Source organism: Lentzea alba (assembly GCF_011067745.1).
In the GTDB taxonomy this organism is placed as follows: Bacteria; Actinomycetota; Actinomycetes; order Mycobacteriales; family Pseudonocardiaceae; genus Lentzea; species Lentzea alba.
Map to the genome: position 1 here is coordinate 237,326 of NZ_JAAMPJ010000010.1, position 23,984 is coordinate 261,309.

Below are 23,984 nucleotides of genomic sequence, written 5' to 3' on the forward strand. Positions count from 1 at the left end.
TCCTACGGACAGGACTTTACGCCCTGGGGCGCATCAAGCTGGAGTCATGACGAGTGCCGCCCTCCGCAGCAGGGCGTGGAAACTGCTTGAGCTGGTCACGACGCCGCTGCTGCCGTCCGACTACCTCGACCTGGTCAGCCCCCTCCGTGCGGGTGCTGACCTGCGAGGACGCATCGAGGCCGTGCATCGGGAGACCGATGACGCCGCGACCATCGTGATCCGGCCCGGCAAGGGCTGGCGCGGTCACGTCGCCGGCCAGTACGTCCGGATAGGCGTGGACGTCGACGGCGTGCGCCTGTGGCGTGCCTACTCGGTGACCTCACCGACCAGCCGGACAGACGGCCGCATCACGATCACCGTGAAGGCCATCCCGGACGGCAAGGTCAGCAACCACCTGGTCCGCAGGATGAAGCCGGGCACGGTCATCCAGCTCGACCAGGCCTGCGGCGAGTTCGTGCTGCCGAAGGCCAAGCCCGCCAAGGTGCTCTACCTGACCGCCGGCAGCGGCATCACGCCCGCCATGGGCATGCTGCGCGACACCGAGTTCGACGACGTCGTGATGGTCCACTCCGCGCCGCGCAAACAAGACGTGATCTTCCGCAACGACCTGCACGACCTGGTCGCGGACGAGAAGCTGCGCCTGGTCGAGCTGCACACCGACACCGACGGCATGCTCGACGTCACCCGCCTCGAAGAGCTCGTGCCCGACTGGGCCGAACGCGAGACCTGGGCCTGCGGCCCGGCCGGCCTGCTCGACGCCGCCGAGGAGCACTGGGCCCGGCACGGCGTCACCGAGCGTCTGCACACCGAACGCTTCCGGCCCACCGTCGTCGTCGCCGGCGAGGGTGGCGAGGTCACCTTCAGCACCACCGGCAAGACCGTCGCCGCCGACGGCGCCACGCCGTTGCTGAACGTGGGCGAGGAGGCCGGCGTCCTGATGAAGTCCGGGTGCCGCATGGGCATCTGCTTCGGCTGCGTCACGCCGCTCCGCTCCGGCGCCGTCCGCGACCTGCGCACCGGCGAGATCACCGAAGGCGACACCGGCGTCCTCATCCAGACCTGCGTGTCCGCCGCGGCGGGCCCTTGCGACCTCGAACGCTGACCCACCACAAACTTTCCCTCCCCCGCGAAGTGGCCCCATCCCCAGCCACTGCACTCCGAAAGCGAGCTTCATGACCGCCATCGACCCCACCGCCCACCTGACCGCGGAACAGATCGAGGAGCTCGGCCGCGAGCTCGACGCGATCCGCGACGAGGTGATCGCCAGCCGTGGCGAAAAAGACGCCGCCTACATCCGCAAGGTCATCTCGGCGCAGCGCAAGCTCGAGCTGACGAGCCGCGGCATCCTGCTGTTCTCGTTCTTCCCGCCGGCGTGGCTGATCGGCACCGCCGGTCTGTCCGTCGCGAAGATCATGGACAACATGGAGATCGGCCACAACATCCTGCACGGCCAGTGGGACTGGATGCGTGACCCGAAGATCCACTCCACCACCTGGGAGTGGGACCACGTCTCGCCCGCCGAGCAGTGGAAGCACTCGCACAACGAGCTGCACCACACGTACACCAACGTGATCGGCAAGGACAACGACCTCGGCTACGGCATCATGCGCGTCGACGAGGACCAGAAGTGGCACCCGATCCACCTCGGCCAGCCGGTGTGGAACTTCATCAACGCCTGCTTCTTCGAGTACGGCATCGCCGCGTACGACCTGGAGCTCGGCAAGAACCTGCACAAGCGCCGCCGCAACAACCCCGAGTTCCGCGCGCGGGCCAAGGCGGTCGGCCGCAAGATCCGCAAGCAGGTGCTCAAGGACTACGTGATCCACCCGCTGCTGTCCGGCCCGTCGTTCCTCACCACGCTCGCCGCGACGTTCACCGCGAACCTGATCCGCAACCTCTGGTCGCACTCGGTGATCATGTGCGGGCACTTCCCCGAGGGCGTCCAGGTCTTCGAACGCCGGTCCATCAAGGGCGAGACGCGTGGCCAGTGGTACCTGCGCCAGATGATGGGTTCCGCGAACATCAGCGGCAGCAAGGCCATGCACTTCATGACCGGCAACCTGTCGCACCAGATCGAGCACCACCTGTTCCCGGACCTGCCGAGCAACCGGTACGCCGAGGTCGCGGTCAAGGTGCGCGCGCTGTTCGAGAAGTACGAGCTGGAGTACGTCACCGGCCCGCTGCCCAAGCAGGTCTTCTCCGCGTGGCGCAAGGTGTTCCGCCTGTCGCTGCCGAACAAGAAGGTCAAGACGCCCGAGCCCGAGAAGGAGCTCGTCGCCGCCTGATCCCGGTAATGATTTAGATCTTTCGGCCGTACCGGCGACACCGCCGGGTTCGGTGAGATCCGTTCGTGGGGCCCGGATGTTGTACCCCTGCTGCTTGACCGGGCCCTCCGACGGAGGAACTCATGCGAAGGGTCCATCTCGTCGCGGCTGCCCTGCTCACGGCCGCGACGATCATCACGCCTGTCTCGAACGCGAACGCGGTCCCTGCCGCGATCACCGAGACGGTGTACGTCGAGTCCACAATCGACAGTGACGCGGACGGCAGGCTCGACCGGATAGCCGCGGACGTCATGCGTCCGGACTCGGCCGAGCGGGTGCCGATCGTGATGGAGGCCAGCCCCTACTACGGGGAGCCCACCACCACGGCGATGAACGTGCCGCGCGGTTTCAAACGCTGGTACGACGAGTACTTCGTGCCGCGCGGCTACGCCGTCGTGGAGATGGAGATGCAAGGCACCGCGCGCTCGACCGGCTGCCCGACCACGGGCGGTCCCGAGGACACCGCGAGCGTGCGTGCGGTCGTCGACTGGCTCAACGGCCGCGCCAAGGCGTTCTACGCCGACGGCAGTCCCGCGGTCGCGAGCTGGAGCACCGGCAACGTCGGCATGCTCGGCGTCTCCTACAACGGCACCCTGCCCAACGCGGCCGCGGCGGCGAACATCCCCGGTGTCAAGACGATCGTGCCGATCGCGGCGATCTCCAGCTGGTACGAGTACGCCCGTGACCAGGGCATCGGTTACAAGGGCTGGGACACCAACTATCCGACCTACCTCGCGAACTACGTCGTCAGTTCGACGCAGAAGGCGAAGTGCAAGCCGGTGTTCGACAAGCTGTCCGCCGATGACGGCGACGAGTCCTACGACTACACGTCGTTCTGGAAGGCCCGCGACTACCGGGTGGGCGCGCGGAACGTGTCCGCGTCGGCGTTCGTGGTGCACGGCCAGTCGGACTGGAACGTCAAGCCGTCGCAGTTCGGCCGCTGGTGGAAGGAACTCGCGGACCGCGACGTGCCGCGCAAGATCTGGCTGCACCGCGGCGGTCACCTCGACCCGATCTCGTTCCGCCAGGCCGAGTGGCAGCGCGTGATGGGCCTGTGGATGGACCACTGGCTCAAGGGCGCCGACAACGGGATCATGAACGAGCCCATGGCCGACGTCCAGAAGCCCGACGGCAGCTGGGAACAGGCCGCCGCCTGGCCGCGTCCGGACACCAAGGACACCACGCTGTACTTCGGCCCGGCCGCCGAGGGCATGGCGGGTTCGCTGACCGCCACGCCGGTTGCCAGCGGGACGCAACGTCTGGGGGACAACGCGAACCTCAGCGAGTCCATCATGATGGCCAACCCGGAGACGGCCGACTCGCGCCGGCTCGTCTACACGACGGCACCGCTCACCAAGGACGTACGGCTGTCCGGTGAGGTGCGCGTGACCGCTCAGATCACGTCGAACCGGCCGTCGACGCCGCTCACGGCGTTGCTGGTGGACTACGGTCCGAGCACCCAGGCCGTGCTCACCGACCGCAGCCCGTTCCAGCTCTCCACCGAGACGTGCGGGAAGACGGACCTGCGCAACCGCACCGGTTGTGCCCGTCCACCGGACGTCTCCGTGCAGGCGGTCACCGCGACGATGCTGACCAAGGGCGCCATCGACGCCAAGAACCGGTTGTCGCTGGAGTCACCGACGCCGGTGCCCACCGACGGGACCGCCGAGGTCAGCTGGCGGTTGCACCCCAGGGACGCGCTGATCCCCGCCGGCCACCGCATCGGCATCGTGATCGTCACCAACCACAACGGGTACATCGGCCGGGACACCGGCGCGAGCGGTATCGCGCTGAACCTCTCGCTCGGCGTGAGCAAAGTGGCCCTACCGATCGTCGGGGGCGCGCTGAACACCGAGTGAGGTTGATGAGGGGAGCTTTCCCAAACCTGAGGTTGAGGAAAGCTCCCCTCATCAACGTCGTGGCCGGACTAGGGTGGCGCGATGGTTTTGGGGGAAGCGCTCGCTGTCATACCGAGTCCGACTCAAGGGGTCTGGCACCTCGGACCGGTGCCCATCCGGGCTTATGCCTTCTGCATCATCGCCGGCGTCCTCGTCGCGGTGTGGCTCACCGAACGACGGTGGGTGCAGCGCGGCGGCAGACCCGGCGTCGTCAACCAGATCGCGACGTGGGCGGTGCCGTTCGGGATCGTCGGCGCCCGGCTGTACCACGTGGCCACGTCCTGGCAGCCGTACTTCGGCCCGGACGGCGACCCGATCAGCGCCCTGTACATCTGGGAGGGCGGCATGGGCGTCTGGGGCGCGATCGCGTTCGGCGCCCTCGGCGGCTGGATCGGCGCGCGCCGGGCCGGGGTGAGCCTGCCGCCGCTGGCCGACGCGGCCGCGCCGGGAATCGTGCTGGCACAGGGGATCGGGCGCCTGGGGAACTGGTTCAACAACGAGGTGTACGGCGGCCCGACCGACCTGCCGTGGGCGCTGCGGATCTACGAGTGGGACCAGGGCGCCGGCCGTGCCGTCGTCGGAGCGGACGGACTGCCGGTCGTGCTGGGCACCTTCCACCCCGCGTTCCTCTACGAACTGCTGTGGGACTTCGGGGTGGCGGCCGTGGTGATCTGGGCGGACCGCCGGTTCCGGCTCGGGCACGGCCGGGCGTTCGGGCTGTACGTGGTGCTCTACACCGCGGGCAGGCTGTGGATCGAGGCGCTGCGCGTCGACCCGGCGAACACCGTGCTGGGCCTGCGCCTGAACATCTGGACCTCCCTGCTGGTGGGCCTGGGTGCCGCCGCGCTCACCCTGCTGTCGGCACGGCGGCATCCGGGCCGCGAGGAGCTCAGCTCGGCTTCGGCGCCGAGTGGCCCGGCGGGCGGCTGATCGCGTCGGTCAACTCAGCGAGCTTCCTGTTCTTCGTACTTGAAGCTGCGTGACTCATGCGCCGGGCGTGACGAGACCGGTCTCGTAGGCGAGGACGACGGCCTGCGCGCGGTCCCGCAGTTCCAGCTTCGCGAAGATGCGCGCCACGTGCGTCTTGACCGTCGCCTCGCTCAACGTCAGATCGCCGGCGAGCTCGGAGTTCGACCGGCCGTGCCCTACCAACGTCAGCACCTCCCGTTCCCGCGGGGTCAGCACGGCCAGATCCCGGTGCACAGCGGGTGCGGGAGGCGCGTCGGCGGCGAACCGTTCCACCAGCCGGCGGGTGATCGACGGCGCGAGCAACGCGTCACCGGTCTCGATCAGGCGCACGGCCGCGACGAGGTGTTCCGGCGTGACGTCCTTGAGCAGGAACCCGCTGGCGCCCGCGGCGAGCGCGTCGTAGACGTAGCGGTCGAGGTCGAACGTGGTCAGCATGAGGACACGGCAGTCACTCGACGAGCGCATGATCTGACGGGTGGCCTCCAGGCCGTCCATGGTGGGCATGCGGATGTCCATGAGCACGACGTCGGGTTTCAGGTCGCGCACGGCGGCCACCGCCTCGACGCCGTCGGCCGCCTCGCCCACGACCTCGATGCCGCCCGAGGTGAGGATCATGCGGAAACCTATGCGCACGAACGCCTGGTCGTCGGCGATCACGACGCGGGGCGCGGTCACGGGCGCTCGATCGGGATCTTGGCGCGGACCCGGAACCCGCCGCCGAGCCGGCGGCGCGCGTCGAAGTCGCCGCCCAGCACCGCTACGCGTTCGCGCAGGCCCAGCAGACCGCGACCGGGTCCGTCCTCAGTGGACGGCGGTGCGCCCGACAGCACGCTCGGGCCGCTGTTGAGCACCTCGATCCTGAGGTAGTTGTCCTGGTAGCGCACCATGACCTCGGCTTGGCCGTGGCCGTGCTTCAACGCGTTCGTCAGCGCCTCCTGGACGATCCGGTACGCCGTCAGGTCGACACCGGACGGCAGCGGCCGCGGTTCGCCGGAGATGCGCACCTCCACCGGCAGGCCGGCGAAGCACATCCGGTCGATCAGGGAGCTCAGCCGGCTCAGTCCGGGTTGGGGCGACAGCAGATCATCGCTGTCGGCGGCCGGGGCGAGCAGACCGAGCATGTGCCGCAGCTCGGTCATCGTGTCGCGGCCGGCGCTCTCGACCGCCAGCAACGCGTCGGTCGCCTCGCCCGCGCTCGTGTCGAGCACCCGGCGCGCCGCCCCGGCCTGCACCACCATGACGCTCACGTTGTGGCTCACGATGTCGTGCAGTTCGCGCGCGATCCTGGCGCGTTCGGCGTCCACGGCGGTGCGGGCGGCGGTTTCCCGTTCCCGTTCGAGCAGCCATCCTCGTTCTTCCACCGCACGGGTGTACGCACGTCGTGCCGCTGCCAGCCGCGTCGCGAGGAACACCGCGACCACACCGGCGACGACCGCCACCACCAGCTCCCACACCCCGCCACTCTCCCAGAGCGGGCCGCGGCCGCGCATCAAACCCCGGATGCAGCCCCTACATCTCCAGGATGACCCCGGCCGCGAGATTACCTCCCCGGACTGACGCTTCCCGCCGCTGAGCTGAGCAGGATGGCGGTCATGCAGAACGGGGACGCGGTCGTCGAGATGACGAACGTGCGCAAGGAGTACAGCGACTCGGTCGCACTGGACGGGCTGTCGCTGACCGTCCGGGCCGGGGAGGCGGTCGCGGTCATGGGGCCGTCCGGCAGCGGCAAGTCGACGCTGCTGAACATGATCGCGGGCCTCGACCGGCCGTCGTCCGGCTCGGTGGTGGTGCACGGCACCGATCTCGGGGTGCTCAGCGAGACGGGCCTCGCCCTGTTCCGGCGGCGCGGCATCGGCATGGTCTTCCAGTTCTTCAACCTGCTGGACGACCTGTCGGCGCTGGACAACGTCGCGCTCGCCGCGCAGCTGACCGGCACGTCGGCGGGGCAGGCGCGCAAACGCGCGGTGGAACTGTTCGGCGAGCTCGGCATCGCGCACCGCAAGAACGTCTACCCGGCGCAGCTCAGCGGCGGAGAACGGCAGCGCGTCGCGGTCGCGCGGGCGTTGATGAACCGCCCGGCACTACTGCTCGCCGACGAACCCACCGGTGCGTTGGACAGCAGGTCCGGCGAGCAGGTGATGGACCTGCTGCTCGACCTCAACCAGATCGGCCAGACGTTGTTGCTGGTCACGCACGACGAACGGCTCGCCACGCGGTGCGCGACGCGGTTGATCGAGGTCGTGGACGGACGGATCGCGCGCGAACACAGCTTGGAGCGCGCTCTGTGAACGCCGTCTGGCAGGCGGCCTGGGCCGCGGTGCGCCGCCGCAAGCTGCAGACGATCGTGATCGGCGTCGTGGTGTGCGCCGCCAGCGCGACCCTCGTGATGGCGCTCGGTCTGCTGGAGGCCGCGGCCGCGCCGTTCGATCGCGCTTTCGCCGCCCAGCAAGGCGCGCACCTGTCCGCCGCCTTCGACCCCGAAAAGGTCTCCGAGGCCGACCTCGAACGCGAAGGCACAGATTCGGCCGGGCCGTTCCTCCAGACCACTGTGGACACTTCCAGCAGTGATGTCTTCCTGGGCTCCCTCACCGTGGTGGGACGGCCCGATCCCGGCGGCGCGGTCGATCGCGTCTCGGTGTGGCAGGGGAGATGGGCGACCAACCCCGGCGAGATCGTCCTGAACCGTGCACCGGGCACCACCGGCCGGACCGAGGTGGGCAGCCGGATCTCGCTGCCGGACCGGCCGGCGCTCACCGTCGTGGGATTCGCCCACTCGGTGACCGGGTCCGCCGACGCCTGGGTGACTCCGGCACAGGCGAGGGAACTCGGACCGACCGCGCTGCAGATGCTGTACCGCTTCGCCAAGGCGGACACCGCCGCCGACGTCGACGCGGGCCAGGCCCGCGTCACCGCAGGGCTCCCCGCGGGCGCGTTGCTCGGCACGCTCTCGCACCTGACCGTCAAGGACAAGGCGACGTCCGAGCTCGGCGTGTTCATCCCGTTCCTGATGATCTTCGGGGTGCTCGGGCTCGTCGTGGCGGTCCTCATCGTCGCCAACGTGGTGAGCGGAGCGGTGGTCGCGGGGCTGCGGCACATCGGGATGCTCAAGGCGATCGGCTTCACCCCGAACCAGGTCATGGCCGTGTACCTCGTGATGGTCTCGATCCCGGCGGTCGCGGGCTGCGCGCTCGGCACGGTCGCGGGCAACCTCTTCGCGAAACCGGTCGTGCAGGACGCGGTCGACGGGTTCGGCGTGGACGAACTGAGCTTCGCGCCGTGGGTGAACGTGGTGGCGGCGCTGGGGATGCCCGTGCTCGTGGCGTTGGCCGCACTCGTCCCGGCGCTGCGGGCGCGCCGGCTGCCGGCCGCGCGGGTGATCAGCGCGGGCACCACCGCGCACACCGGGCGGGCGCTGCGGATCCAGCGGTGGCTGAGCGGCACCCGGTTGCCGCGCTCGGTCAGCCTGGGTCTCGGCCTGCCGTTCGCACGGGCGGGGCGCAGCGCCTTGACGCTGGCCGCGGTGGTGTTCGGCGTGATGACGGTGACTCTGGCGGTCGGCGTGACCATGTCGATGACCGCCTACAACGAGGCCGTCCGGCCGAACCACGCCGATCGGGTCGAACTGCTGGCCGGACCACCACTGGGGCTGCGCGTGCCGGGCGAGGAGGCCCCGGCCGCCCGGTTGAGCGACGCCGAGGACGAGTCGATGCTGCGCTCGTTGCCCGGTACGACCGCCCTGCTGGCCATGTCGCAACTCGAAACCGAGGTCGCCGGCGGCACCCAGAAGGCCATGATCTCCTTCTACCGCGGCGACGGCGCCACGCTCGGCCCGCGCGTGCTCACCGGTCAGTGGCCGGACGGGCCAGGTCAGGTCGTCGTCCCGTCGCGGTTCCTGAACCAGCGCGGCCTGTCGGTCGGCGACACGATCACGGTGGCAGCGCGCGGCAACCGGACGCAGGTGCGGATCGTCGGTGTCGTGCTGACCAACAACGCCGACCAGATCTTCGCTGACTGGTCCACTTTGGACCGTCTCGTACCTGGTGCTCGCGCCGACTCCTACCAGGTTCGGACGGCACCCGGCACGAACCGCGACACCTTCACCGCCGCGGTGCTCGCGCGGGATCCGGGACTGCGCGTTCTGCCGCCGCGTGACGGCACGTCTTCGACGGCCGTGATCATCATCAGCGCCGCGGTGATGCTGACGCTGGTGCTCGGTGCGGTCGCGGCGCTCGGCGTGTTCAACACCGTTGTCCTGAACGCCCGCGAACGGCGTCGTGATCTCGGCATGCTCAAGTCCATCGGCATGACCCCACGTCAGGTCACCGTGCTGCTGGTGACGTCGATGGGCGCACTGGGAGTGGTCGGTGGCCTGATCGGGGTGCCGGTCGGCATCGCCGTGCACCAGGTCGTCGTACCGGCCATGGCACGTGCGGGCCAGGCCGACGCCGTCGACATCCTCATGAACGTCTACCACGCACCCACGCTCGCTCTGCTGGCACTCACCGGGGTCGTCATCGCGGTGCTCGGCGCCGTCGTCCCGGCCAGGGGAGCGGCTCGGCTCTCCATCGCCACCGTCCTGCACAACGAATGAACCAGGGGGAACTCAAGTGGGTCGATCACTGGCGTTGTCACTCGTATTGGCCGGAGTCGTGGCCACGTCGCCGCCCGCCACGGCCGACGGCGGCACGAAGATAAGGAGGACCTCGTACGGCATCCCGCACGTCCTGGCGTCGGACTACCGGAGCCTGGGGCTGGGTCTTGGGTACGCGTTCGCCGAGGACAACGCGTGCGTGATGGCCGACATCGTGGTGACGCTGTCGGCGGAGCGTTCGAAGTGGTTCGGTCCGGAGAACCTGGACCGCGACCTCTACCACCAGCGGCTCAACGAGTCCAAAGTGGTCGAACGGGAGATCCCCGCCCAGTCGAGGCAGGCACGGGACCTCGTGCGCGGCTACGCGGCCGGGTTCAACCGCTACCTCAGCCAGACGCCGAACGCCTGCGGTGGCGCGAAATGGGTGCGGCCGATCACCGAGCTCGACGTGTGGCGGCGTGCCCACCAGATCGCCGGTCTCACCGGCAGCGAGGGGTTCCACGACGCCATCGCCGCGGCCCAGCCACCGGGCGCTCCCGTTGCCGCCACCCAGCTGGTGCAACGTTCCGAACAACGGCCGGGCAGCAACGGCGTCGCGCTGGGACGGTCGGCGACCGCGGCCGGAACCGGCATGGTGCTGGGCAACCCGCACTTCTACTGGGGCGACGACTACCGGTTCTACCAGCACCACCTCACGATCCCGGGCGAGCTGAACGTGAGCGGCGCGGGCCTGTTCGGCGTGCCGCTGGTCAACATCGGCCACAACGACAGGCTGGGCTGGACCCACACGGCGTCCGAGGCGCAGACGATGACGCTCTCGAAGCTGACGCTCGTGCCCGGTGACCCCACCAGCTACGTCGTCGACGGCCAGGCGCACAAGATGATCGCCGAGCAGGTCACCGTCGGCGGCACCACCAGGACGCTGTACCGCACTCCGGACGGCCCGCTGGTCGAAGACGCCGAGGCACTGCAGTGGACCGACACCACGGCCTACGTCCTGCGCGACGCGAACCGGGGCAACCTGCGGGTGATCGACCAGTGGCTCGCCATCGCCCGTGCGCGCAGCGTGCCGGACCTGAACGCCGCACTCGTGCGCCACCACGCACTGCCGTGGGTCAACACGATCGCCGCGGACGCCACCGGCACGACGTACTACAGCGACGTGCAGGTCGTCCCGAACGTCACCGACGAGCTGCGGACGCGGTGCGCCACCGGTCCGAACATCGGCTTCGTGATCCTCGACGGCAGCCGTGCGTCGTGCGGCTGGGAAGGCCGGCTCAGCGCGAGCAGCCTGCCGAAACTCGTCCGGAACGACCACGTCAGCAACATGAACGACAGCCCGTGGCTGGCCAATCCGGCCGCACCGCTGACGGGCTACCCGTCGATCGTCGGTGACGTCGGCACCGAACGCTCGGCGCGCACCCGCATGGGGTTGGACATGATCACCAGCGGCACGCCGTTCACGCTGTCCTCTTTGGAGGGTGCGATGTTCGGCAACCGCAACCTCACCGCCGAACAGGGCCTCGCGGCCGTCGTGGCGATGTGTCAGGCCAACCCGACGTTGCCCGCGAGCGACGGCCGTCCGGTGGACGTGCGCGCGGCCTGCGCGACGCTGTCGACGTGGCCCGGTACCGGGGACACCGGGAAAAGCAGCCGAGGCGCCTATTTCTGGCGCACGTTCATCCAGTTCACCGGCCGGGCCGGAGCCACCAGGTGGCTGGTGCCGTTCGACCCCGCTGACCCGGCGCACACCCCGCGCGGTCTCAACGCGGCCGATCCCGGTGTCCAGCGGGCTTTCGCCGACGCGGTCAGGGCGTTCGAGGTGGCGGGCCGGCCGGTGGACCTGCGGTTGGACGACGTCCAGCAGTACGAGGGCATCCCGATCCACGGTTGCCGCGGCCCGGAAGGGTGCTTCAACGTCATCTCGGTACCCGGTGCACCACAACCGGTCGGCCCGATCACGCACGGATCGAGCTTCGTCATGGCGGTCGAGCTGACGAAGAACGGCCCGCGGATGAGCTCCTTGCTGATCTACGGCCAGTCCGCTGATCGTTCGTCACCGCACCACACCGACCAAGCACACCTCTACGCGCAGAAGAAGTGGGTCACCGGTGCGTTCACCGAACGGGAGATCGCCCGCAATCCCGATCTCACGGTGAAAGTGCTCAGGGGATGAGCACTACTCGGCCGTGCGTGGTGCGGTGCCAGGCGTCGGTGACGTCGTCCAACGGCACCACCTCGTGATCGACGACGAGCTCACCGCGCGCCGCATGCCGGGCCACGGTCGAGATGGCCTCCGCCCGCTGCTGCGCGGTGAGCTCGTTGTTGGTGTAGCCGGAAATCCGCAACGACCGGCTGCGCAACGTGGACGAGCTGATCGGACACGTCTCGCCCGCCGAGCCGCCGAGGTTCACCCACCGTCCGCCGGGACGCAGCGCCTGGGCGGCCGCGGCGGCGGGGGCGCCGAACAGCGGGTCGAGCAGCAGGTCCGCGCCCTCGGCGGCCTCGACGAACTGCAGCGCCAGGTGATCGCTGTCCAACGACACCACCGCGTCGGCACCGGCGCGCACGGCCCGGCGGCGGCCGGCCTCCGAACGGGCCGCGGCCACCACTCGGCCGGCTCCGGCCAGGCGCGCGAGCTGGATCGCGGCCTGGCCGACCGCGCCGACGCCGAGCACGATCACGCACTCGCCGGGCTTGAGCTCACCGCGCCACGTCAGCGCCAGGTGCGCGGCGACGGCGGACAGCCCGAGCGCGGCCAGCGCGGCCGGTTCCACGCCGTCCGGCAGGAAGACCAGATCCTCCTTGCGCACCACCGCCTTCGCGGCCATGCTCCCGTCACCCGCGGCCATGCCGGCGCTGGTCGGGAACCACACCGCCCGTCCGTCGACCGTCCCGACTCCCTGCACGCCGGGCACGTACGGCGTCGCGGGCACGCCGAAGTACGAGGTTCCCGTGGCGCACAACAGGTCCAGCGGCGTGATCGGCGCCGCGAGCACGTCGACGAGCACCTCGTCGGGCTGGGCGGCGGGCTCGTCCCGGTGAGCGAGCGACGGAGGCTGACCGGGACGCGTGATCAGTGCGGCGCGCACGGCTGCAACACGAAGTCGAACCGGGCCTCGACCCACGGCACCGCGCTCGTGCCGCCGTCCGGCGTGGGACCGGGCTCGCGCGGTTCGAACCTGACCACCAGCTCCTGCTTGGTGCCGAACACCACGTCGCTGTCGAGGTACTCGGCGCCCTCCTCGAACAGGTGCGTGATCAGCGGCTCGAAGCCCTCGGCGGTGAGCAGGAAGTGGACGTGCGCGGGCCGGAAGTGGCTGATCTCGGTTTGCCCGATCAGGTCGCCGACCGGGCCATCCATCGGGATCGAGTACCCCTTGGGCGTGATCGTGCGGACGCAGTAGGAGCCGTCGGCCTCCGCCCGGTACTTCGCCCTCAGTCTGGCCTCGTCGACGTCGAGCTGGGCCTCGTAGGCGCCGTCCGCGTCGGCCTGCCAGACGTCGAGAACCGCGCCCGGCACCGGGGTTCCGTCCAGCGACCGCACGGTTCCGGTGAGGTAGAGCGGGGTGCCGGGCACGTCGTCGGACATGTCGCCGCCGAAGCCGAGCTCGGGGGAGCCGTCGATGTGGAACGGTCCGAGCACGGTGGCGGGCGTGGCGTCCGGGGCGAACCGGTGGTTCATCTGCACGATCAGCATGCTCAGCCCGAGCACGTCCGAGGCGAGGATGAACTCCTCGCGTTTCTCGTCGCTGATCTGCCCGGTCGCGGTGAGCCACCCGATCGCGGCCATCCACTCGGCCTCGGTGAGCCGGACCTCGCGGGCGAAGTCGTGCAGGTGCCGGACGAGCGCGGTCATGAGCTGCGCGGTCCGCGGGTCCTTCGCGGTGGCCCAGCGCTGCTCCGCGAGTTCGGTGATGTTGTCCTCGGTGACCAGCTGCATGCCTACTCCTCTGGAGGCGCGACGGACCGCGTGTTCGTGTCCACGGAAAGGAAGATGTCGTTCGCGACGGGATGCCGCAACTCCTCGGCGAGTTGCCCGATCAACCCGGCCGTGCGGGCCAGCAGGGCGAAGCCGCGCAACAACTCCAGCGGCAGCCCGAGATCGGCCAGCGCCGCGCCGCACGTCCCGGCGCCGTTCAGCGGCAACGTCTTGCCGAGCGCCTGGGGGTGGACGCGGCCGATCGCGGCGAAGAGCTTCAGGTGCGGGCCGGTCACGCCTTCCTCGGCCGCGATCTCGAACAGCCGGGCGGTGCGCGGGTCGCCGTTCTTGTGCACGTGGTGGCCCAGCCCGGGGATGCGTGCTTTGCCTTGTGCTTTCACGGTTTCCAACGCCAACGCGTCCCACCCGTCATCGTCGGTGGGCAGTTCGGTTCCGCTGATGACGGCGTTCAGGAACCGGCCGGCGTCCTCCGTGACGCCGAGGAACCTCGACCCGCCGCCGAGCAGCCCGGCCGCGAGGGCGCCCTGCACGGAGTCGGGGGCGGAGAGGAACGTGAGACGGCTGACGATCGCGGTCGGCGTGAACCCGTGGTCGGCGAGCGCGGCCAGCACGGCCTCGAACACCCGTGTCTCACCGGGGCTCGGCCGGCGCTGGGTGGCGAGCCAGAACGCCAGCTCGCCGAACCCGACGTTGCCCATCACGTCCTTGGCGAGGTCGTGGCCCAGCAACGTGATCGTGTCGGGCGTGGACGCTCCCAGCGCGGTCTCGTAGGTCACCGGTCCTCCTTCAGCCACGCCCGCAACTCGTCACCGTGCTCGTTCAGCTCTGGTGGCGGCAGCCGGTACACCGCCGGTGTTTCCGAGAACCGGATGGGATGCCTCGTCGTCGGCACGTCACCGACCACGACGACGGGGTCGAGACCGAACCGTTCGGCCATCGCGAACCCGCCGTCGATGGTGTTGATCGGCCCGCACGGCACCCCGGCCGCGACGAGCAGGTCGAACCACTCGACCGCGCCCCGCGTCTTCAGCCGTTCGAGCAGGATCGGCCGCAGCTCCTCGCGGTTCTTCGTGCGGTCGGCGTTGCGGGCGAACCTCGGATCGTCCGGAACGTCTTCGAGGCCGAGCACATCGCACAACTTGCGGAACTGGCCGTCGTTCGCCGCCGCGACGATCAGGTCGTTATCGGCGGTCGGCAGCGGTTCGTAGGGGAACACGCTGGGATGCGCGTTGCCCATCCGGAACGGCACGGTGTCGCCCGCGACGTAGGCGGAGCTGTGGTTCACCAGCCCGGTCAGCGCCGACGACAGCAGGTTCACCTCCACGAGTTGGCCCTGCCCGGTGGCGTCGCGGTGGCGCAGTGCCGCGAGGATCCCGATCACCGCGTGGTTGCCCGCCATGACGTCGAACACCGAGATGCCCGCGCGGTACGGCGGCCCGTCCGGATCACCGGTGAGGCTCATCAGGCCGGAGATCGCCTGCACCATCAGGTCGTAGCCGGGCACGTGCCGGCCGTCGCCGGAACCGAATCCGGTGATCGACGCGTAGATCACCTTCTGGTTCTCGGCGCTGACGCTCGGGTAGTCGAGGCCGTACTTGGCCAGGCCGCCCGGTTTGAAGTTCTCGATCACGACGTCCGCTCTGCGCGCGAGCTCGCGGCCCAGTTCGGCGTCGGTCTCGTCGCGCAGGTCCAGTGCGATGGACCGCTTGCCGCGGTTGATGCCGAGGTAGTAGGTCGAGACGTCGTCCCGCACGGGCGGCATCCACGTGCGGGTCTCGTCCCCTTGCGGCCCTTCGACCTTCACGACCGACGCGCCCATGTCGGCCAGCAGCATGGTCGCGTACGGGCCCGCGAGCACGCGCGAGAAGTCGGCGACCAGCAGGCCTTCCAGTGGGCCCATCAGACGGACGTCCGGGTGTCGCCGCGGTACTCGGTGTAGGTGTAGGGGTTGTCCAGCACCTTCGATTCGGGGATGTCCGGGTTCATGCCCTTCTCCCACGCCTCGTCACCGAGCTGCGCGCGGAGGTGCTCGACCGTCTGCTCGACTTCAGAGCGGATCTTGGGCAGGTCGACGCCGACGAGCCTGTGGTCGCGTTTGACGATCCGGCCGTCGACGATCACCGTGTCCACATCGGACCGTTGCGCCTGGAACGCGATGTGCCCGTACGGGTTGAGGATCGGGAACATCGCGGGGGAGTGCTCGTTGCGCAGCAGGACGAGGTCGGCCTTCTTGCCGACTTCGACGCTGCCGATGTCGTCACGCTTGAGTGCGCGTGCACCGCCCATGGTCGCCCATTCGACGACGTGCTCCGCCCTCAGCGACGAGTGGGTGACGGTGTCGTTCTTGGCGTGTGCGGCCATGTGCTCGCGCGCCCGGTCGGCGCCCAGCGTCGACCGCATCGCGGAGAACAGGTCGCCGCTCCACCACACCGAGGTGTCCGTCGACAGCGACACCGGGATGCCGTGGTCGCGGATCGCCCAGGTGGGCGGGTAGCCCTGGCCCGCGCTCTGCTCGCTCTCGGTCGACACGGAGATCGACCCGCCGGTGGCCGCGATCCGGTGGTAGGAGTCGGCCGACAGCGTCGCGGCGTGCACGTAGATGGACTGCTCGGTCATGAACCCGTTGTCGTACATGAGCCGGATGCCGTCGTCGTTGGTCGCGCCCCACACACCCGCGTGGGTCGTGACGGGGACGCCGAGCTCGCGGGCGACCTCGAACGCGGGCTTCTCCGGGAACTCGGGGTCGCCGGTGACGTCGAAGGCGAGCTGGAAGCCGAGCATGTCGTCGCCGGTGATGCGCCTGCTGACGAAGTCGCGGAACTCCGGCTTGGCGGTCCAGGACGCCGGGCTGTCCTGGATGTTGCCGTAGGCCAGCACGAACCGGCCGGGCACTGCCCGCAGCGCGTCGACCGCGGCGTCGGCGTGATCGGGCGTCTGCAGCCCGTGCGACCAGTCGACCGTGGTGGTGACCCCGGCGTCGAGCGCCTCGGCGGCACCGAGCAGGTTGCCGGCGTGGATGTCCTCGGGCCGGAAGACCTTGCCCCACTCCAGGTAGTACCAGACGAAGTACTGCGTGAGCGTCCAGTCGGCGCCGTACCCGCGCATCGCCGTCTGCCACATGTGCCGGTGCGTGTCGATCATGCCCGGCATGACGATGCCGTTCTTCGCGTCGATCTCCTCGGTGCCCGCCGGCACCACCAGTTGCGGCCCGATCGCGGCGATCTTGTCGTCGACGACCAGCACGTCGTGGTCGGTGAGCACCCTTCGTTGGCCGTCCATCGTCAGGACAGTGCCGTTTCGCAGCACAACAGAACGTCGTTCGCCGACCATCGGGAGCCTCCTCGACCGGCATGCGGACAAGTGTCCGTTGAATCGTCAACCTTCGCCGGGCGCGCGTCAACCCCGCTCAGGCCCCCGGCTCAGGCCACGACGATGTGCGGCACCGTGTCGAGCCGCGCGAAGTCCGCACTGATGTCGCCGGCGGCCTGCAGCAACAGCGGCAGGTGGTGGTCGAGCATGAACTCGAGCGACGTCTCGGCGGCGTGGCAGTTGACGTTGAGCCCGGCCACGACCGTGCCGTTGCCGTCCCTGAGGGGCGCCGCGATCGACCGGATGCCCGGCGCGAGCTGTTCGTCGGTCATCGCCCATCCGCGCGCCCGCACGTCCCGCAGTTCGGCGTCGCGCTCGGCCTGGTCGGGCTGCCACCTCGGGGTGAGCCCGGACCGGGTCGGTTGCTTCAGGACCTCTTCGAGCTCGGCCGGGGTGAGCGCCGCGAGCTGCACCTTGCCCAGCGAGGTCTGCAGCGCCGGGAACTTCGTGCCGATCTGCACGGACAGCGTGACGATCTTCGGCACCGCGACCCGCGCCACGTAGACGATGTCCGACCCGTCGAGCTGCGCGATCGAGCAGGACTCGTTGGTGCGCTCGACCAGTCGTTCCATGTGGGGCCGCGCGACCTCCCACAACCCGGTCGACCTGATGTACGCGACGCCGAGTTCGAGCACCTTCGGAGTGAGCGCGAAGCCGCTCTCGCCCTGCCGCACGTACCCCAGCTCGACCAGGGTGAGCAAGATGCGGCGCGCAGTCGGCCGGGCGAGCCCGGTGGCCGCGGCGACCTCGCTGAGCGGCATCACCGGGCGCCGGGGCTGGAACGCGCGGATCACGTCCAGCCCGCGGGCGAGCGCCTCGATGAAGTCGGGGCCGGTGTCAGGACGCGCAGGCATGTGGACACGGTAGCGGACACTTGTCCGTTCAGTTCGTCAATGCCCGTACGAGCGAGGCGCGCGGCGTGAGAACGTGTAGCGGTGACGCGCTTGACGTACCGGGACGCGGTCAAGATCCTCGGCGCCGGCCAGAGCCCGCTGGTGTCGGCCTTGGACAAGATGTTCGGCGGCCTCCTGCTGGGCGCCACGCCGCTCGCGCCCGACCTGCTGTCGCTCTTCGACGCGAAGAGCGAGCTCGTCCGGCTCACCTACGAGCTGGTGGCCAAGGGGATCGACCGGCGGCACCGGCTGGGCCAGTTCGACCGGATCCAGCGGCTGCACGCGGCCCGCGGCGTGCTGATGGTCGTCGCGTACTTCGAGGCCCTCGAGGACGCCGACCTGCCGTTCCGGCTGGACGACGCCCGGATCTCCCGCGCGGAGGCGGTAGGCCTCGCGACGGACGCGTTCGAGGGCCGAACCCTTGCGGACGTGGCGACGTCGCTGCTGGACACGGACCTGCCGCTGCTCGGCGTGCAGGCGGCCAGCGTCGATGCCCAGGAGCAGCTCGGCCGGTTCTACGAGAAGTTGCACGTGAACGTCACGCGGTTCCTCCAAGGCCTGAGCCTGTGGGAGGACCTCGGTTTGATCAAGCAGTTGGACACAGTTGAAGCGCTGGATCGCGTTGCGCCGAAGGCACTGCGGTTGTTCGAATCCTCGATTTACCGGCTCGGTGGCGAGTGTCCGGAGTTCGCGATCTGGTTGACCCTGTCCGGTCAGCGCACAATTGGTGACGCCGTGCGGGAGCTGCTCGACCGGGCGGAGCCGGTGGAGTCGGTGTCGCCCGTGCTGCAAGGGATCGTGCGGTTCAACCGGTCGGCACTGACCAGGACGTTGCTCCCGGCGGAGGAACTGCCCGACGGCCTGGCGACGCCCGAGATCGGCCGCGCGTACATCGACCCCGACTTCCGCCTGGTCGAGGTCACCGCCCAGGCACCGATCAACGACGAGGACTTCTGGGCACAGGTAGACGTTCGCAAGGACTTCAACGAGTTCCTGCTCGGACACCTCTCGACGCCGTGGGCGTGGACCAGCCCGCTGCTCATCCTCGGGCACCCCGGCGCGGGCAAGTCGCTGCTCACTGAGGTGGTGGCGGCGCGGTTGCCGTCGCCGGACTTCGTGTCGGTGCGCGTGCCGCTGCGCGACGTCCCCGCGGACGCCGACATCCACGAGCAGATCGAGCGCGCGATCAGGCTGTCGACCCACGAAACCGTGTCATGGCCCGACTTCGCCCGCGCCGCCGGTGACTCGCTGCTGGTGGTGCTGCTCGACGGGTTCGACGAGCTGCTCCAGGCCACTGGGGTCAGCCGGTCGGACTACCTGATGAGGGTCAGGAAGTTCCAGCAGGTGGAGGAGACGCAAGGGCGGCACGTAGCGGTGATCGTGACGAGCCGGGTGACCGTGGCCGATCGGATGCAGGTCCCCGCGGGCGTGCTGGCGGTGCGGCTCGAACCGTTCGAGATCGGCCAGGTCGAGGACTGGCTGGAGGAGTGGTACCGAACCAACGGTTCCTACCTGCGGGAGCTCGGACGCGGCTGGTTCGACCTCGAGGTCATCGAGAAGTATCTGGACCTCGCCCAGCAGCCGCTCCTCCTGCTGATGCTGGCGATCTACGACGCCGAGAGCGGCGCGCTGCTGTCGGACAAGCACAAGTTGAGCCAATCGGAGTTGTACGAGCGGTTGGTGCGCCGGTTCGCCCACCGTGAAGTGTCCAAAACAGACAGCCAGGCCGCCGATTCCGCCGTCGAGCGGGAGCTGCTGATCCTCTCGATCGTTGCTTTCGGCATGTTCAACAGGTCCGTGCAGTGGGTCACCGACGCCACGGTGGCTCACGACCTCACCGCGTTGGGCATCACGCCGCCTGCGGGTCAGGGCGTCACGGCGGCGCACCAGCGGCTGGCCGGTGAGGCCAAGGACGCGCTCGGGCGCTTCTTCTACATCCACCGTGCCAGGTCCATACTCGAAGACGAAGTCTTGGGGACGTACGAGTTCCTGCACGCCACTTTCGGCGAGTTCTTCGTCGCCCGGCTGACGTGGCGCTGTCTGATGGAACTGGTGGAGCAGGCCCGAGCGGAGAAGGCGCGCATGTTCTCCGGTCATCAGGGTGTCGACGACACCCAACTGCGGACGTTCCTGTCCTGGGCGCTGCTCTCCACACGCACGACCACACTCGACTTCCTGTCCGAGCTGGCGGCTCGCGCCTCCGGGGCGGAGCTCCAGGACATCGGTGAGGCGCTGCTGACCGCGTTCCGGAACGTGCACGAGCCGACGGTCAACTCGGTCTACCAGAATTACCGGCCCTTGCAGAGGACCCAGACCGCACAGATCGCCACCTACGGCGCCAATCTGCTCCTGCTGCTCATGACTGTTCGCGACGAAGTGTCATCGGCCGAACTCTTTCCCGGTGTGGTCGACCACGCCGCCGAGTGGACCAGGTCAGTGCACCTGTGGATGTCCCAGCTGAGGACGGGTGAGTGGGACGGCGTGACAGAGCTGTTGAGAGCCGACCGTGATCGTGATCCGGACGAGAGGCAGTCCGTGAGGCTGAGCTGGCGCCGTTCGGCGTCCGCACCTCGTGTTGAGACGATGTGGGCACGGGATCCGAACATCTCTGGCGTTGTCACGGATTACGGGTTCAGCATCAACTTCTTCCGGTCCGCTGAGCTCCTGTGCGAGTGGGACACGGACGTTGTGGTGACGGCGCTCAACGGACCGGGCACGTTGTTCACCAGCCTGCTTCCGTACTACATGCATCGTGACGATCAACTTCGATCTGTCGCCGCTGACCTGCTCCACGCATCGTTCTTCCACACCAACCAGACCGCGTTGGAAGAGCGGATGGTCGTGTACGACCGGCTCGCGGACTTCGCCGGGGCGCCGTATCTCGGCCTCGATGTCGTGGTGGACGCCGAGCTGGAGAGGTATCTCGTCCAGTTGCTGGTCAACGATGAACTGGTGACGGCGGAGTATGTCGTCGACAAGCTGACCGGGTTGCTGATCCTGGACGAACCGAGCGGGCCGGAGAACCTCGCGCTCTTCCTGCGGCTCTTGGCGCGGACCGAAGAACATTGGTGGTTCATGGACTTCGTGAACGGGTTGCTGGATCGCGAGGCGGTCAACGTCGAACAGGTGGCCGAAATCTGGTGTGCGCTGGCGGACAAGGGGATCCCGAGTTCGGAGTATCCGGAGGCACTCCTCGACGAGGCCCACCGCCTCCGTTGGCCCGCGCGCGAGGAGCTGCTGGCGCACCGGCCGGACCTGCTGACGAGGTTGTCGAAGCTGGAGGACGACGAACTGCTCTAGTTGCGGGTAGCGCATGCGCGCGCCGAGCTGCTTCGGTTGCGCGGCATCGGTTAGCGCGTGTCGCCGAACTTGCCGTGCCGCCCGGCTCCCGCCGCGAAGCGGGCAGCCCCGTCAGCACCTTCCCGCGCCACGATCGGCACCCCGGCCGCGCCCTCCGCCCGCAGTGCCTCCGCCAACGTCAGGTCGAGCCCGGCGTAGGTGGAGGCCCGGTCCGCGAGCACGCACTCGAACGGGAACGCGGCGATCTGCTCGGCCAGGTCGATCGCGGCGGCCACCGCCTGGCCGGGTTCGACGACGCGGTTGGCCAGGCCCATCGCGAGGGCCTCGTCGGCGGCTACGGGACGGCCGGTGAGGATCAGGTCCAGGGCACGGCCCAGCCCGACGATCCGGGGTAGCCGGGCGGTGCCGCCGTCGATCAGCGGCACACCCCACCGCCGGCAGAACACCCCGAACACCGCGTCGCTCTCGGCGACCCGCAGATCGGCGAGCAGGGCCAGTTCGAGCCCGCCCGCGACGGCGTGGCCGCTGACGGCGGCGATCAGCGGTTTGCCGAGGTGCAGCCGGGTCGGTCCCATCGGGCCGTGCCGCCGCCGTCGGGATCGAGGACGTTGCGTCGAGGAGGATCGTTGACCGCCGTCAGGTCCGCGCCCGCGCAGAACGTTCCGCCTTCTCCCGCGAGCACCGCCACGCGCTGGGCGGGGTCTGCCTCGAACGCCTGGAACGCGTCGTGCAGCTCAGCGGCCATCCGGCGGTCCACCGCGTTGCGCCGGTCCGGGCGGTTCATCCAGATCACCGTCGTGGTGCCCGCGGTCTCCACTCGCACGTCTTCCATTCGTCGAGGTTAGTGGTGCGCATTTGAAGTCGGTGCTGTGTACTGACGCCATGCCGATCGTCTCTCCCGGCTTCACCGGGCGACGCCAGTCACCAGACGTGCAGCTGCCGCCCGGCCAGTACCTCACCGAGGACTTCCCGGTGCTCACCGCGGGCCCGACCCCGCGCGTGCCGACGGACCGGTGGGAGTTCACCGTCAGCACCGAGGCCGGGCAGAAGCACACGTGGTCGTGGCAGCAGCTGATCGAGCTGCCGGCGGAGAAGATCACGACGGACATCCACTGCGTCACCAAGTGGTCCAAGCTGCGCACCCGGTGGAAGGGCGTCTCGCTGGACGTCCTGCTGGAGGACGTCGAGACGGCGGCGGACTTCGCGCTGGTCCACTCGTACGGCGGCTACACGACCAACCTGCCGCTGGAGGACCTCCTCGACGGCCAGGCGTGGATCGCCTACCGCTACGACGACGATGACCTCACGCCCGAACACGGCGGCCCGGCGCGGTTGCTGGTGCCGCACCTGTACTTCTGGAAGTCGGCGAAGTGGGTTCGCGGGATCCAGCTGCTGCTCGAGGACGAACCCGGTTTCTGGGAAACCGCCGGCTACCACGACTACGGAGACCCATGGCGCGAGCAGCGGTATCAGGGCGACTGACCTGGCGGGTGTCGTCACTGGCCTCGTCCGATGAGCTGACTTCGAGTGCGCGCAGGCTCGTGTTCGAGGTGCCCGGCTGGCCCGGCCACCTGCCCGGTCAGCACGTCGACGTGCGGCTGACCGCCGAGGACGGCTACTCGGTGCAGCGCAGCTACTCGATCTCGTCGGCACCGGACGGCAACCTGGTCGAGCTGGCGGTGCAGCGGGTCGACGACGGCGAGGTGTCGCCGTACCTGTGCGACGTGCTCACCGTGGGCTCCCAGCTCGAACTGCGCGGCCCGGTCGGCGGCTGGTTCGTGTGGCGTGCAACGGATCCCGCGCCGGTGACGCTCGTGGCGGGCGGCTCCGGCATCGCGCCGCTGATGGCGATGGTCCGGGTGCGGGCCCTGGAAGGCAGCCGCGTGCCGTTCCGCCTGGTCTACTCGGTGCGCACGCCCGAAGACGTGATGTTCGCCGACGAACTGCGGCGGCGCGCCCGCGAAGATCCCGGCCTCGACGTCCGGCTGGTGTACACCCGGCGAGCTCCGGAAGGTTCTCCGGAGCCGCCGGGCCGGCTGGGTGTGGCCACCCTGAACACGTACGGCTGGCCCGCCGAGTTCAATCCCCACGTCTTCGTGTGCGGACCGACCGGGTTCGTCGAGACGGTGTCCGACGTCTTCGTGGCGCTCGGCCACGACCCGCGCCGCGTCCGCACCGAGCGTTTCGGCTGACAGGAGACCGACGATGAGCGATCACGTGGACGGCAACGCGCTCGCGGGCGACCTGCGGGAGATCTTCGCGGTGGACCTGACCGTGGCGACCGGGCAGTGCGCGGGCTGCGGGTATCGCGGGTCGGTGGCGACCTTGCGGGTCTACCAGAACGCGCCGGGGTTGGTGGCGCGATGCCCGCACTGCGAGGAGGTCGTGCTGCGGCTGGTGCGTGCGCCGGGGCGGGCGTGGCTGGACCTGCGCGGCACGGTGAGCCTGGAGATCCCGCTCTCGTCCTGAGGGCCGTCCGCGGACAACCGGGGGTTGTCCGCGGCGACCGGCTTGTCCGCGCGGACAAGGGCAAGAGGTCCCGTTTCCCGGCGATGCTCTGCGCTACCAGAGCTCGTGACGAGGAGAGAAGGACACCATGACTGCTGTTGTCCGCGAGATTTGCCGAACCCTCCGACTTGCGCTGACGACGTGGAATCACACGTTTCGCCTGTGCGCCATCGCGTTGGTGATGGGGCT

Annotated in this window: 19 protein-coding genes and 1 pseudogene; 11 read left to right on the plus strand and 9 right to left on the minus strand. The window is 69.4% G+C overall.

Translation table 11 applies throughout. From position 1 onward, the window contains the following. Window positions 1-46 precede the first annotated feature (46 nt). From G7043_RS32310 to lgt, 4 genes are all read left to right on the plus strand, one after another. Window positions 47-1,102, plus strand: a complete 1,056-nt coding sequence (locus G7043_RS32310; RefSeq protein ID WP_166052170.1) for a ferredoxin reductase — start codon at window positions 47-49, stop codon at window positions 1,100-1,102. A 70-nt stretch (window positions 1,103-1,172) separates the two neighbouring features. Next, window positions 1,173-2,285: a fatty acid desaturase family protein gene (locus G7043_RS32315; RefSeq protein WP_166052172.1), complete on the plus strand. Its 1,113-nt coding sequence runs from the start codon at window positions 1,173-1,175 to the stop codon at window positions 2,283-2,285. Between the two features lie 122 nt (window positions 2,286-2,407). Then, entirely contained in the window at window positions 2,408-4,183 is a 1,776-nt protein-coding gene (locus G7043_RS32320) for a CocE/NonD family hydrolase (protein WP_166052174.1), read from the plus strand. An 81-nt stretch (window positions 4,184-4,264) separates the two neighbouring features. Further along, entirely contained in the window at window positions 4,265-5,152 is an 888-nt protein-coding gene (lgt, locus tag G7043_RS32325) for a prolipoprotein diacylglyceryl transferase (protein WP_166052176.1), read from the plus strand. A gap of 54 nt (window positions 5,153-5,206) precedes the next feature. Here the strand turns inward: lgt and G7043_RS32330 are convergent, their stop codons facing one another. Continuing rightward, window positions 5,207-5,866 (minus strand): response regulator transcription factor, encoded by a 660-nt coding sequence (locus G7043_RS32330; protein WP_166052179.1) that lies wholly within the window; start codon window positions 5,864-5,866, stop codon window positions 5,207-5,209. After that, window positions 5,863-6,681, minus strand: a complete 819-nt coding sequence (locus tag G7043_RS32335) for a sensor histidine kinase (RefSeq protein ID WP_166052181.1) — start codon at window positions 6,679-6,681, stop codon at window positions 5,863-5,865. Before G7043_RS32335 ends, G7043_RS32330 begins: the two co-directional genes overlap by 4 nt. A 102-nt stretch (window positions 6,682-6,783) precedes the next feature. Here G7043_RS32335 and G7043_RS32340 point away from each other — a divergent pair, with 102 nt between their 5' ends. The 3 genes from G7043_RS32340 to G7043_RS32350 are packed head-to-tail and all read left to right on the plus strand — an operon-like array spanning window position 6,784 to window position 11,958. Further along, entirely contained in the window at window positions 6,784-7,479 is a 696-nt protein-coding gene (locus G7043_RS32340) for an ABC transporter ATP-binding protein (protein WP_207312007.1), read from the plus strand. Next, window positions 7,476-9,782, plus strand: coding sequence for an ABC transporter permease (locus tag G7043_RS47765; protein ID WP_166052185.1), 2,307 nt, complete (start codon window positions 7,476-7,478; stop codon window positions 9,780-9,782). The genes G7043_RS32340 and G7043_RS47765 overlap by 4 nt, the downstream gene beginning before the upstream one ends. A 16-nt stretch (window positions 9,783-9,798) precedes the next feature. After that, window positions 9,799-11,958: a penicillin acylase family protein gene (locus G7043_RS32350; protein ID WP_166052187.1), complete on the plus strand. Its 2,160-nt coding sequence runs from the start codon at window positions 9,799-9,801 to the stop codon at window positions 11,956-11,958. Here G7043_RS32350 and G7043_RS32355 read toward each other — a convergent pair. The 6 genes from G7043_RS32355 to G7043_RS32380 form a co-directional block, all read right to left on the minus strand. Further along, window positions 11,948-12,874: a quinone oxidoreductase family protein gene (locus G7043_RS32355; RefSeq protein ID WP_166052189.1), complete on the minus strand. Its 927-nt coding sequence runs from the start codon at window positions 12,872-12,874 to the stop codon at window positions 11,948-11,950. The two genes, G7043_RS32350 and G7043_RS32355, sit on opposite strands and share 11 nt — an antisense overlap. Continuing rightward, window positions 12,859-13,725, minus strand: coding sequence for a dioxygenase family protein (locus G7043_RS32360; protein WP_166052191.1), 867 nt, complete (start codon window positions 13,723-13,725; stop codon window positions 12,859-12,861). Before G7043_RS32360 ends, G7043_RS32355 begins: the two co-directional genes overlap by 16 nt. Window positions 13,726-13,727: 2 nt before the next feature. Next, window positions 13,728-14,501 (minus strand): citryl-CoA lyase, encoded by a 774-nt coding sequence (locus tag G7043_RS32365; RefSeq protein ID WP_313888181.1) that lies wholly within the window; start codon window positions 14,499-14,501, stop codon window positions 13,728-13,730. After that, window positions 14,498-15,625 carry a CaiB/BaiF CoA transferase family protein gene (locus G7043_RS32370; RefSeq protein ID WP_166052195.1) on the minus strand — a complete coding sequence of 376 codons (1,128 nt, stop codon included), beginning with the start codon at window positions 15,623-15,625 and terminating at the stop codon, window positions 14,498-14,500. Before G7043_RS32370 ends, G7043_RS32365 begins: the two co-directional genes overlap by 4 nt. Further along, complete coding sequence (locus G7043_RS32375) at window positions 15,625-17,055, minus strand: amidohydrolase family protein (protein ID WP_166052197.1); 1,431 nt, start codon at window positions 17,053-17,055, stop codon at window positions 15,625-15,627. Before G7043_RS32375 ends, G7043_RS32370 begins: the two co-directional genes overlap by 1 nt. A gap of 89 nt (window positions 17,056-17,144) precedes the next feature. After that, window positions 17,145-17,948 carry an IclR family transcriptional regulator domain-containing protein gene (locus G7043_RS32380; protein WP_166052198.1) on the minus strand — a complete coding sequence of 268 codons (804 nt, stop codon included), beginning with the start codon at window positions 17,946-17,948 and terminating at the stop codon, window positions 17,145-17,147. A gap of 81 nt (window positions 17,949-18,029) precedes the next feature. Here G7043_RS32380 and G7043_RS32385 point away from each other — a divergent pair, with 81 nt between their 5' ends. Beyond that, window positions 18,030-21,287: an NACHT domain-containing protein gene (locus tag G7043_RS32385; protein ID WP_166052200.1), complete on the plus strand. Its 3,258-nt coding sequence runs from the start codon at window positions 18,030-18,032 to the stop codon at window positions 21,285-21,287. Between the two features lie 50 nt (window positions 21,288-21,337). Here the strand turns inward: G7043_RS32385 and G7043_RS32390 are convergent. Beyond that, window positions 21,338-22,119: pseudogene (locus G7043_RS32390) on the minus strand (crotonase/enoyl-CoA hydratase family protein). A gap of 50 nt (window positions 22,120-22,169) precedes the next feature. Here G7043_RS32390 and G7043_RS32395 point away from each other — a divergent pair. From G7043_RS32395 to G7043_RS32405, 3 genes are read left to right on the plus strand one after another with little or no spacing between them, the layout of a single operon-like run. After that, on the plus strand, window positions 22,170-22,769 hold the full coding sequence (locus G7043_RS32395; RefSeq protein ID WP_166052202.1) for a sulfite oxidase-like oxidoreductase: 600 nt from the start codon (window positions 22,170-22,172) through the stop codon (window positions 22,767-22,769). Next, complete coding sequence (locus tag G7043_RS32400; protein ID WP_166052204.1) at window positions 22,739-23,479, plus strand: ferredoxin reductase; 741 nt, start codon at window positions 22,739-22,741, stop codon at window positions 23,477-23,479. Before G7043_RS32395 ends, G7043_RS32400 begins: the two co-directional genes overlap by 31 nt. Before the next feature lie 13 nt (window positions 23,480-23,492). Continuing rightward, window positions 23,493-23,756, plus strand: a complete 264-nt coding sequence (locus G7043_RS32405) for a DUF6510 family protein (protein ID WP_166052206.1) — start codon at window positions 23,493-23,495, stop codon at window positions 23,754-23,756. Window positions 23,757-23,984 lie beyond the last annotated feature (228 nt).

Coding starts and splice junctions, on each gene's coding strand:
- G7043_RS32360 (WP_166052191.1), bottom strand. CDS start 13,725: ATGCAGCTGGTCACCGAGGACAACATCACCGAACTCGCGGAGCAGCGC.
- G7043_RS32375 (WP_166052197.1), bottom strand. CDS start 17,055: ATGGTCGGCGAACGACGTTCTGTTGTGCTGCGAAACGGCACTGTCCTG.
- G7043_RS32310 (WP_166052170.1), top strand. CDS start 47: ATGACGAGTGCCGCCCTCCGCAGCAGGGCGTGGAAACTGCTTGAGCTG.
- G7043_RS32320 (WP_166052174.1), top strand. CDS start 2,408: ATGCGAAGGGTCCATCTCGTCGCGGCTGCCCTGCTCACGGCCGCGACG.
- G7043_RS32405 (WP_166052206.1), top strand. CDS start 23,493: ATGAGCGATCACGTGGACGGCAACGCGCTCGCGGGCGACCTGCGGGAG.
- G7043_RS32335 (WP_166052181.1), bottom strand. CDS start 6,681: ATGCGCGGCCGCGGCCCGCTCTGGGAGAGTGGCGGGGTGTGGGAGCTG.
- G7043_RS32400 (WP_166052204.1), top strand. CDS start 22,739: ATGGCGCGAGCAGCGGTATCAGGGCGACTGACCTGGCGGGTGTCGTCA.
- G7043_RS32395 (WP_166052202.1), top strand. CDS start 22,170: ATGCCGATCGTCTCTCCCGGCTTCACCGGGCGACGCCAGTCACCAGAC.
- G7043_RS32370 (WP_166052195.1), bottom strand. CDS start 15,625: ATGGGCCCACTGGAAGGCCTGCTGGTCGCCGACTTCTCGCGCGTGCTC.
- G7043_RS32380 (WP_166052198.1), bottom strand. CDS start 17,948: ATGCCTGCGCGTCCTGACACCGGCCCCGACTTCATCGAGGCGCTCGCC.
- G7043_RS32315 (WP_166052172.1), top strand. CDS start 1,173: ATGACCGCCATCGACCCCACCGCCCACCTGACCGCGGAACAGATCGAG.
- lgt (WP_166052176.1), top strand. CDS start 4,265: ATGGTTTTGGGGGAAGCGCTCGCTGTCATACCGAGTCCGACTCAAGGG.
- G7043_RS32340 (WP_207312007.1), top strand. CDS start 6,784: ATGCAGAACGGGGACGCGGTCGTCGAGATGACGAACGTGCGCAAGGAG.